Origin of the sequence: Kitasatospora sp. NPDC058478 (assembly GCF_042720345.1) — a bacterium.
In the GTDB taxonomy this organism is placed as follows: domain Bacteria; phylum Actinomycetota; class Actinomycetes; order Streptomycetales; family Streptomycetaceae; genus Kitasatospora.
Window position 1 is genome coordinate 42182 of record NZ_JBHXML010000051.1, and the last position, 9517, is coordinate 51698.

Annotated in this window: 11 protein-coding genes; 3 read left to right on the forward strand and 8 right to left on the reverse strand. The window is 73.4% G+C overall.

The annotated features are described in order from the left end of the window. The first annotated feature begins 158 nt into the window (after positions 1 to 158). Complete coding sequence (locus ACFWPT_RS26550; protein ID WP_380484759.1) at positions 159 to 650, forward strand: Ser-Thr-rich GPI-anchored membrane family protein; 492 nt, start codon at positions 159 to 161, stop codon at positions 648 to 650. On the opposite strand, the gene ACFWPT_RS26555 is transcribed toward ACFWPT_RS26550, so the two are convergent. After that, positions 634 to 948 carry a hypothetical protein gene (locus ACFWPT_RS26555; protein ID WP_380484761.1) on the reverse strand — a complete coding sequence of 105 codons (315 nt, stop codon included), beginning with the start codon at positions 946 to 948 and terminating at the stop codon, positions 634 to 636. The genes ACFWPT_RS26550 and ACFWPT_RS26555 overlap by 17 nt on opposite strands. A gap of 270 nt (positions 949 to 1218) precedes the next feature. Between ACFWPT_RS26555 and ACFWPT_RS26560 the strand changes: the two genes are divergently transcribed. Then, positions 1219 to 1962 (forward strand): class I SAM-dependent methyltransferase, encoded by a 744-nt coding sequence (locus tag ACFWPT_RS26560; protein WP_380484763.1) that lies wholly within the window; start codon positions 1219 to 1221, stop codon positions 1960 to 1962. Positions 1963 to 1993: 31 nt separating this feature from the next. Here the strand turns inward: ACFWPT_RS26560 and ACFWPT_RS26565 are convergent, their stop codons facing one another. Together ACFWPT_RS26565 and ACFWPT_RS26570 are read right to left on the reverse strand one after the other, a co-directional pair. Then, on the reverse strand, positions 1994 to 2425 hold the full coding sequence (locus ACFWPT_RS26565) for a hypothetical protein (RefSeq protein WP_380484765.1): 432 nt from the start codon (positions 2423 to 2425) through the stop codon (positions 1994 to 1996). Positions 2426 to 2434: 9 nt separating this feature from the next. Continuing rightward, positions 2435 to 3175 carry a hypothetical protein gene (locus ACFWPT_RS26570; RefSeq protein ID WP_363378152.1) on the reverse strand — a complete coding sequence of 247 codons (741 nt, stop codon included), beginning with the start codon at positions 3173 to 3175 and terminating at the stop codon, positions 2435 to 2437. A gap of 175 nt (positions 3176 to 3350) precedes the next feature. Between ACFWPT_RS26570 and ACFWPT_RS26575 the strand changes: the two genes are divergently transcribed. Then, a complete protein-coding gene (locus ACFWPT_RS26575) occupies positions 3351 to 3923 on the forward strand; it encodes an SMI1/KNR4 family protein (protein ID WP_380376095.1) in 573 nt (190 codons plus the stop codon). Positions 3924 to 3926: 3 nt separating this feature from the next. On the opposite strand, the gene ACFWPT_RS26580 is transcribed toward ACFWPT_RS26575, so the two are convergent. The 5 genes from ACFWPT_RS26580 to ACFWPT_RS26600 all read right to left on the reverse strand — a co-directional run bounded on the left by ACFWPT_RS26580 (position 3927) and on the right by ACFWPT_RS26600 (position 9392). Continuing rightward, entirely contained in the window at positions 3927 to 4613 is a 687-nt protein-coding gene (locus ACFWPT_RS26580; RefSeq protein ID WP_380484767.1) for a 2OG-Fe(II) oxygenase, read from the reverse strand. Between the two features lie 135 nt (positions 4614 to 4748). Then, on the reverse strand, positions 4749 to 5291 hold the full coding sequence (locus tag ACFWPT_RS26585) for a hypothetical protein (RefSeq protein ID WP_380376098.1): 543 nt from the start codon (positions 5289 to 5291) through the stop codon (positions 4749 to 4751). Between the two features lie 251 nt (positions 5292 to 5542). Next, positions 5543 to 6700, reverse strand: a complete 1158-nt coding sequence (locus ACFWPT_RS26590; RefSeq protein ID WP_380484769.1) for a hypothetical protein — start codon at positions 6698 to 6700, stop codon at positions 5543 to 5545. Between the two features lie 72 nt (positions 6701 to 6772). Continuing rightward, complete coding sequence (locus tag ACFWPT_RS26595; RefSeq protein WP_380484771.1) at positions 6773 to 7642, reverse strand: sphingomyelin phosphodiesterase; 870 nt, start codon at positions 7640 to 7642, stop codon at positions 6773 to 6775. Between the two features lie 319 nt (positions 7643 to 7961). Then, positions 7962 to 9392, reverse strand: a complete 1431-nt coding sequence (locus ACFWPT_RS26600) for a transglycosylase family protein (RefSeq protein WP_380484773.1) — start codon at positions 9390 to 9392, stop codon at positions 7962 to 7964. Between the last annotated feature and the right edge of the window lie 125 nt (positions 9393 to 9517).

The window sequence follows — 9517 nt, forward strand, 5'->3', positions numbered from 1 at the left end:
TCACACCCCGTCACGCGGCTGACGGGCCGCTTGCCGCCCTCAGGCCCCGGGCCACGCCCCCCTCACGGGCCGTTCGTCACCGACAGCCGTTCCCCCGATCGAGGGAAGGGGCGCCCGTCCGTGCGCTCGTCGGGGGCCGAACCGAGACACTGGGGGCCATGAGGATCTGGAACGGACCCGTCCTGGGCGTGGTGGCACTGGCCGCCGCCGCGATGCCGAGCCTGCTCACCACGGTGCCGGCGCAGGCGCAGGCCGCCGGCCTGGCGGTGGCCGCCCATTCCGCCGAGCGCACGTCCCGGCGCGACGTCTACGTGCCGCGCATTCTCTCCCCTCGGGCGGGGGCGCTCTGGCGGGTCGGCGAGCGGGTCGAAGTCACCTGGGACGTCTCGGATCCGCCGGCGCAGATCACCAACCGCACGGGGTCCATCGCCTTGCGCGCAGGCGGCGTCACCCTCCTCGACCGCGTCCTCGCCCGTGACTTCGACATCCTGCTGGGACGGATGGAGGTGACCGTGCCGGACGTCCCCCCTGGAGACGACTACCGGGTCGTCCTGTCCGGTGATTCCGGCAACTGGTCCGAGCCCTTCACGATCACGTCGGACGGCCGGGCCGCCCCGCCGCCGGGTGCGCCGGCTACTCGTCGTCGGTGAAACTGACCGAGCCGATGCCGCTTCGGGTGCTCGAACCACCCGACCTGATGGTCCCGATCTCGTCCCGGCAACCGGCGCCGAGGAAGACGGCCGCCTCCGCGTCGGTGTCGTTGTACAGCTCGGCGACACGGCGGCCGAGGTCGTAGCACCGGTCACCCTCGGGGTTCTCCAGCGTGTGCTCCTGGTTGTTGCTGATGTAGGTGAAAGTCCCCTCCGCGGCCTGGGCGTTGGCCGGGACCGCGATGCACAGAACCGCAGCGGCACCGACGGTGACCAGCGTCCTTCCGAGGCTCTTCACGGACTCGTCTCCTTTGAACGGCGGGCTTCCTCAGCGCTGCCAGTGTGGCCGTTCGGACGCGCGAGGACGCGGGACGTCACCCGAATGGACCTTCGACGGCGTTTCCCCGCCCCCCGAAGAGTGGTGTCGGGCGATAGGAGGGTGCGCACCCCGAGCCGCCGCCACCGGCCAACTTCTTTGTGTCATCTGCCAGTACGGCGGCCCGGCGGGGCGGAGGAGACTTTCCGCCACGGCCGCGACCCGGCGGGCGACACACAGGAGGGGCGGCACGTGGGCGTGCAGCAGTACGACGGGATCGGCGAGGCGTTCGAGGGGTTCAAGTCCCTGCCGTTGATCCGCTACGGGGAGGTGCCGAGCTTCCTGGGCCTGGTCGGGGACGTGGCCGGCCGGTCGGTCCTCGACCTGGCGTGCGGCACCGGCTTCTACAGCAGGGAGTTCAAGCGGCGCGGCGCCACCGACGTCCTCGGCGTCGACATCTCCGCCGAGATGGTCGCCGCCGCGCGCACGATCGAGCAGCGCGACCCGCTGGGCGTGCGCTACGAGGTCGGCGACGTGGCCGAACTGCGGCCCCTCGACCGTCACTTCGACATCGCACTGGGAGTGCAGTGCCTCAACTACGCCGAGGACGTCGCGGCGATGGAGCGGATGTGCCGCAACATCCACCGGAGCCTGGTACCGGGCGGGGAGTTCTTCGTACTCGCCCAGAAACCCGACTACCGCTTCGACTGCCCCTCCCTGGACAAATACGGGTTCCGCTGCGAGCCGACCGGCGAGGAGATCGAGACGGGCCCGCAGGTGCGGATCACCGCCCTCCTCGACCCGCAGCCGATCAGCATCGTGGGCGCGGCCCCGCGCCGCGAGGTCTACGAGGAGTGCCTGCGGGCCGCCGGGTTCGGCGACGCCGAGTGGGTCCCACTCCAGGTGTCCGAAGCCGGCCTGCGCGAATTCGGCGAGGACTTCTGGGCGGACCTCCTCGCCAGCCCGCCGCTGGAACTGCTGCGCTGCCGCGCCTGACCGGCCCGGAGCGGTCGGCCCGGCCCGGGTGTCAGAGATCCAGCCACCTCTTCCACCGGCCCGTCAGGGCGATGTCGGCCTCCTTGAACGCGGCCTTCCACGCACCACCCTCGCGCACCATCGCGTAGCGGGCCTCGCCGCCGATCAGCCCTTCCGGTACGTACACCCAGCACCTGACCGGCGACTCCTGTTCGACACGCAGGATCGGCGCCTCGAACTCCGGCGGCGTGCCGAAGCACAGCAGGTCGTAGCGCGACTGGTGCCGGGCCAGCGCCCTGGCCGCCAGATGCCTGGCGAACACCTCCTTCACCGCCGCCAGTTGCTCGCCGCCCGTGGTGCCGTGCCGGCAGGAGGCCATCCACTCCTCCCACCGGCGCATCTCGTCGAAGAAGTCCTGCGCGGCCGCTCGGGCGCCTGCCGCACCCTGACCACCCTGACCGCCCTGCCGCTCCTCCGGTGGCATCGCCGCGCCTCAGCTCCAGTCGAAGGTCAACAGGGCCAGCCGGTCGACGGGTTCGAAGAACAGCATGATCCAGTCGGCGCCGCTGCTGCGGTAGTGCCAGCCGGGCACCGCCGCCACGAACTCGAAGCGGCGGCCGGACGGGCCGACCGGCCAGGTGCGGTCGCCGTCGTAGTCGAGCGGGAACACATCGGTCTCGATCCAGTTGCCGGCGGAGTCGGCGTAGCCGCCGAGCTGGTCCAGGAGCGCCATCTCGCCGGTACTGCCGGGGTACGGCAGGCCGTCGTCGCCGAGGTGGACGAGCCGGCCCTCGCGGCGGAAGCTGTCGCGGTGCGCCCGGTAACTGCGCTCCTGGCGTTCGCAGTGCTCGGCGAGGTCGGCGTGGAACCCCGGCCAGGGGTCGGGGACTTCGCCCGGGCCCGCCGCCCGGGCGAAGTAGCGCAGGTCTCCGGCCAGGCGGAAGCGGTCGCCCTCCAGCGTGAAGCCGAGCCAGTTGGACGCCTGGAGCCCCGTGTGGAAGGCCGAGGTGTGGTCGCCGATGCAGCCCTCCGACGGCTCCAGCGGGCTCAGCAGGTGGATCCACCCGTGCCAGGCCGGGTTGACCTGGGCCAGGTCGATCGATACCAGCGGGTGCAGGTGCCGGGCCAACTCGGCCTGGTCGGCGACGAAGACGTCCGCCGGATCGGGGTAGATCCGCAGGGCCGCCCCGGCCGTCATGACGTCCTCCCGCACGGGAGTGTCTTCCACGGACATCCGGACCTCCTACGGTGACCACGCATCGACGGCCGGTCGGCTGACGATCAGCCCCTTCCTACCAGGTGGCTCTGACAGGAGCCCTGGCACCGCCCGATGACTGATGACTGTCGGTGGCCGGTGCTACGTTCCGGTCCTCGACTCGATCACTCGACACGACGAAGGGGGCTTCCCGATGCAGCAGCTGTGGGCGCGGATCGAGGCCGCGCTGGAACGGATCGCCCCGGAGGTGGCGGCCGCGATGCCGCCCGGCGCCACCGACGGGCAGATCCGGGCGGCGGAGGCCGCGATGGGGGTGGAACTCCCGCCGGACGTCCGGGAGTCCTACCGCTGCCACGACGGCCTGCCGGGGGTCCTGATCGGTTTACACACCGCGCTCCACCCGCTCGACGCGATGGTGGACGACTGGCGCGAACGGTCCGCCGACGCCGGGGACCCGCCCTGGGACGAGCGGGCGGAGGACGGCGTGATCCGCCGGGACGTCGCCTGGTCCGCCGGATGGATCCCCTTCATCTCCATCGGCAACGGCGACGTGATCTGCATCGACCTGGACCCGCCCGCCCCGCAGCGCCGCGGCCAGATCATCGACTGGTCGCACGAGGGCTGGCGGGCCTGCTACGAGGCCGCCGGCCTGCGGGAGTTCCTGGAGGCCTTCGCCGCCGACCTGGAAGCCGACCGCTACCGGGCCGACGAGACGCGCCGCGCCTGGGACGGTAGCGGACTGCCGCTGGTGATGCTGAAGGACTGAGCGTCAGCGCACCCCGCTCGCCCCACTCGCCCCGTTCGCCGGATCGGGGCTGCACAGCCAGCCGTTGACGGCGAAGCGGCTGTCCTCGGCCTGCCGGCTCGGGCATTGCACCGGGCGCACCTCGTGCCAGGCGGTGGGGCGGAAGAACACGATGCTGTCGTGCTCGGGCTCCCAGTCCCGCCAGGTGCGCTTCTCCCACTCCCCCGTCGTCCCGCCGTACAGCGGCAGGGCGGCGTCGAACACGCGCAGCTCGCCGCCGCCGAACGGCCGGGGCGTTCCGTGCAGGTAGTAGACGAAGGTGAGCAGGCGCCGGGGGGAGAACTCGGCGCTGGTGTCCTGGTGCGGCCGGTAGAAGTCGCCGTCGTTGTGCACGTTGAGGGTGTAGTCGGGCTCGGTGTTGCAGCAGGAGACGCCCAGGGTGTGCTCGACCGCCTCCAGCACCTCGTCGATGGCCGCCAGCAGTTCGGGCGCGGCGAACTCCCGGCACGAGCGGGAGCGGCGGAAGTCGGGGGCCAGTTCCCGGTCCCCGATCAGGGAGGGCTGCAACGCCTCACCTGCGGAGGCGACGGCGACGGCGCGTGCCAGCAGGGCGCCGGCCGTCCGCTCGCCCAGGAGCCCGGTGATGCGGCAGACCGTCACTGGGAGCCGCCAGATCGCGTCCGTGCTCACCGGCGACGGCTGCTCCGTCACGGTGTCCCGATCCGTCGCAGTACCCCGCTCCGTCGCGGTGTCCGGCCCTGTCATGGTGTCCCGCCCTCTCGTCGTCATGCGGCCTCGGACGCGCTCACGCCCGGGGCCGCATCGGCCGGTGCCGCACCAGCGCCCCTACCGGCTCCAGTCCACCGGGACCACGTCCTGCTTGAGCCCGCGGTCGCTGCACACGGCACACGGGCCTCCCGGGACGCCGGGGCCCTGGTCGGTGCCGATGGTGATGGCCCCGTGCGCGCCGGCCGGGGCGTGGACGCCGTCGCCGACCATCGCGGCCTCGTAGCCGCCCAGCAGTTCCTGCAAGGTGCCGGGGCCCAGGTTCTCGGGGGCGGTGATCGCGGCGATGCCGTCGTAGTCGGTGTAGGCCGCGCCCAGCGTCCGGCCGCCCACGGTGGCGAACACGATCCGGGCACCGCGGATGGGCTCCCCGGTCACCGCGTCGGAGGCCATCGCGTGGATGTTCTCCAGCTGCATCTGGGTGACGTTCAGGCTCGCCTGGCTGGTCGTGAGCCTGGTCGGCTTGAGGCTGGGGCACTCCGCCGCCCCGCTGCACGACGGGGCCGACGAGGCGGCCGCGGACGCGGTGACCGCGCTCCCCGCACCCAGCGAGGCCAAGGCCGCGGCCATCACCGCGACGGTCTTGCGACCAACAGAGCTCATGATCCACTCCCGTGGGAACCGCCCGCGCGTGCTCCGCTCCGACGCCCGAGGGCCACGAGGGCCGGGCGCGCGCGGCACGCGACGGGTGCCGCCCCCCATCGGACGACACGGCCGAGCGTAGCCACCGCCCGTCCGGCCCAACCAGCCGACGGCCACGAGTTCGCAAGATCTGATGAACAGTCAACAGAGTGGTGACGGCGGCATTCGGGGCGCACCGGCCGGTGCGCCGAGGGGCCGGCGGCGCCGGCCCCTCAGTGGCGCGGCGGGTGGGTGGGCGCCGTCCAGGACGCGTGGGCGTTGAACGTCAGGCCCGCCCGGTCCGAGGGGGGCGTGTGGTCCGGGTCGTTGCGGACGACCTCGATGCGGTGGCTCTCGACGTACAGCGCGGTGAGGTGCAGGCCCGGCGCGGGGGCGCGGACCTCCTGCCGTTCCCGGGTCATGGCGGTGACGAAACGCGTGCTGTCGTAGCCGAGTTCGCGGCTGAGGGACGCGGCCGCCCTGGCTCCGCGGCCCTCGATCTCGACGCCCGCCTCGAACCCCACGGACAGGCCGACGGCTTCGCGGCAGGCCTGTGACTGCGCCTCGTCCACCCCCCACGGGACGGTGGCGCCGACCGTGCCCGGGCCCGGGTCCTCCCGCAGGTCGGTGACCGCGACCCGGGTGTAGAACCGCTGGCGCCGCACCGTGTACGTCGGCGAGTTGCGCAGGATCCACTCCGTGGACGCGCCCCGGTCGAGGACGGCGGTGCACGGGAGGACCACCTCCCGGTCGACGACGGGCTCGGTCCGCTCGGGCGCGTCGCCTCCGTCCGTGACGGCCGGGCCCTTCGCCGTCCCCTGCCGGACCTGCCGCATCGGCACGTCCAGCACGTGGACGTCGCCGGGGTCCTCCCCCTCGTAGTCGCCGTCGAAGTAGGAGATCCAGGTCGCGATGCCGGGGGTCAGCAGGCAGCCCGTGCCGCCGGGGATCGTCTCGGGGCGGACGGTCTCGGGGATCTCCAGTCCGCCGCGCCCGCGCCAGGCGCCGACGGCCACGTAGGGGCGTCCGCCGATCTCCTCCTTCACGCAGCGCAGGTCGCCCTGGGCGACGAAGGCCGCGCCGCCGAGGTCGCGCAGGACGTCACGGGGGCCGTGGACCGTGTCCGAGGACCACAGCGCGCTCAGCGCCCGGTACCCGGGAGGGGCCACCGGCACCAGGCCGCGCAGCACCCCGTCCGAGTCGGTGACCTTGCGCCACTGCCTGGGCTCGGCCAGCGCGGCCGAGCCGCCGGTGCTCCCCCGCACCCAGGTCATCGGGGCGTCGTCGGGGATGACGCTGCACAGGGCGTGGTAGCCCTCGGGCGGTCTCGTCTCGCCGGTGCTGAAGACGAAGGTGAGTTCGCCGAACTGCTGTGGTGCCGAATAGCTCATTTCCGCTCCTCCTGTCGGACGACTCGCGCTTGCCGGGCGACCGCCCCAGGGCCCGGGCTCAGCGGCCCGGACTCAGTGGCCCGCGGTCACCGGGTAGTGGTCGCTGTAGTCGGTGAACGCCCGGCCGCCCGCCTCCCAGGCCGGCGAGGCGGTCTTCAGGACCTCGCTCGTCCAGGCGTCGCACGGCGGGGCGTGGCCCTTGCGGAGCAGGACGTGGTCCGTGTCCTCGGCGGGGTCGGCCGGGTGGCGGTGCAGGGCGGCGTCGTTGGCGATGGTGTCGAAGGAGTACTTCCAGCCGGTCCGGGGGCCCGCCTCCTGGAGGTTCCCGAAGCCCAGGACGTCCTGGAAGTCGGGCGAGTGGCGGTCGGTGTTGAAGTCCCCGGCGACGATCACCGGCTCGTGCGCCGGGATCCGGCGGTCCGTCAGGAAGACGTCGATGTCGCGCAGCTGGGAGCGGCGCATGATCCTCGCCCGGCCGGTCGGGCACGCGCCGTCGTCGGACTGCAGGTGGGTGCCCACCACGTGCACGCGCCGGCCGTCGACCTCCAGTACGGCGTAGGCGAAGCCCTTGGCGGCCTCGGCGTCCCAGCCGCAGGCCACGTCGTGGACGTACTGCTCCATCCGCAGGATGGGCCACCGGCTGACGATCGCGACCCCGCCGCGGGCGTGCAGCGGGGAGATCTGCCGGCCGTGCGTGGCGGCCCAGCCCGACTCGTCCACCCCGACCACCGGCGTGCGGTGGCGGTACCCCCGGCCCTCCAGGCCCTGCATCAACTCCTCGGAGGGGCCGGGGTCGAAGAGTTCCTGGAAGACCAGCACGTCGTGGTCCGCGACATACGCGGACTCGGCGATCAGCCGCGAGCGCGCCGCGTTGTTCCAGTCGCCCTCGCTCTTCTGCGTCAGCCCGGACAGGAACATCACGTTGTGCGTCAGAACCTTCAAGGCCGTCCTCTCCGAACCGGCGGGCGCGGGGCGCACACACGGCGGAACCGGTCCGGGGCGCCCCGCCCCCCCAAGTCAAGGGGGTCGGCCCGCGCCCGCCGGCGTCGACGCGCCGGTGCCCCGGCGGATGCCACGGGGCGCGGGGGGCACTGCGGGATCGCGGCAGAGCCGGTCGGGGCGTGCACGGACGATTCCACGCCGGTGCGGAGCCGCCCCTCCGACCGCAGGGAGCAAGCACGGCACGCGGCGCGGCGGCGGCACACGCCCGAGCCGCCCGGCGGGTGTGGCCGGGCGGCTCGGGGGTGGTCGGGGGCCGGGGTTACGCGGTGGTGGTCGGGAGCTTGGCGGTCAGCGCGGTCGGGACGTTGACCACGTCGGCGAGGCTGTACTTGCCGGGGCCGAAGTCGGCTGCGGTGAGGGCCTTCTTGCCGCCGCCCGCGACCAGCCAGACGGTGGGGCTGTCGGGCGAGAGCAGCAGGGTGCCGTCGGCGGGGGCGCTCTTGGCGGCGGCCCCGCCCAGCCAGGTGCCGGGGACGCCCATGAGCGGCTGCTTGTCGTAGCCCATCGCGGTGAAGTCGGCGTAGGTCAGGGAGACCGCCAGGCCGCCGGCCATCACGTAGACGGTGGAGTTGGTGCCGGCGGCGTCGGTGAGGACCGTGCCGTTCTTCAGGGGCTTGGCGACGGCGCCCTGCAGCCAGGCCTCGGGCACGCCCATCAGGGTCTTGGTGTTGTAGCCGTCGGCGGTCCACTCGCTGCCGGAGATGGGCAGGGCGGTGCCGTTGACCATGACGTACATCGACGGGTCGGTGCCGGCCTGGCCGTTGACGACCGTGCCGTTCGGGACGGTGGCCCGGGTGGCGGAGGCGAGCCAGGCGCCGGGGACGCCCATGTCGGCGCGGGTGTTGTAGCCGTCGGCGGTCCACTCGGCGCCGGAGATGGGCAGGGCGGCGCCGGAGACGACGACGTAGCGGGCGTTGCCGCCGGCCTGGTCGTGGACGACGAGGCCGGTCGGGAGGGTGTTGGTGAGCGCGTTCTGCAGCCAGGCGGTGGGGACGCCCAGGTCGGGGCGGGTGTTGTAGCCGGCCGCCGTCCAGTCCGCGCCGGAGATGGACAGCGCCGCGCCGGCGACGACGACGAAGCGGGAGGAACCGCCGGCCTGGTCGTGGACGACGGTGCCCTCGGGCGGGGTGGTGGGCAGGGCGTTGAAGCGGGCGTCGTCCACCAGGACGATCTTGCTCAGGTCGTAGCCGTCGGGGGCGACGTCGGAGCCGGCGACGGGCAGGCCCGCGCCGCTGATCAGGACCTTGACCGAGGAGCCGTTGGGCGACTTGACGAGCGTGCCGGTGGGCAGCGACGCCGGGTCGGGGTAGGAGGTGCCGGCCGGGTAGGGGTTGGCGTGGTCGGCGCCCAGGTTGGCCCCCGGGCCGCAGACCGGCCAGGCGCCCTGGCCCTGCCCGGCGAGGACCTTCTCGGCGATCAGGATCTGCTGCTGCTTGGTCGCCCGGTTGGCGTAGGGGGCGTACTGGCTGCCGCCGTAGGCGAGCCAGGTGCTCTGGGAGAACTGGAGGCCGCCGTAGTAGCCGTTGTTGGTGTTGATGCTCCAGTTGCCGCCGCTCTCGCACTGGGCGACCTTGTCCCAGGTGGACACCGAGGCCGCGGAGGCCTGGCCGCCGAGGGCGAGCGGGGCGGCGAGGGCGAGCAGGCCGGTGGCGGCGGCGAGGGCCGGTGTCTTGCGGGCGGCGGCGGTCATGACGGAATTCCCCCTGGGGCAGGTACGGGTTGGCGAGCGGGTTGGCGGGTGTGCGAGCGGGTGTGCGAGCAGGTGTGCGGGTGCCGGGCGGCCCGGCCGGCGGTGGCCGGGCCGCCCTGGCGGGG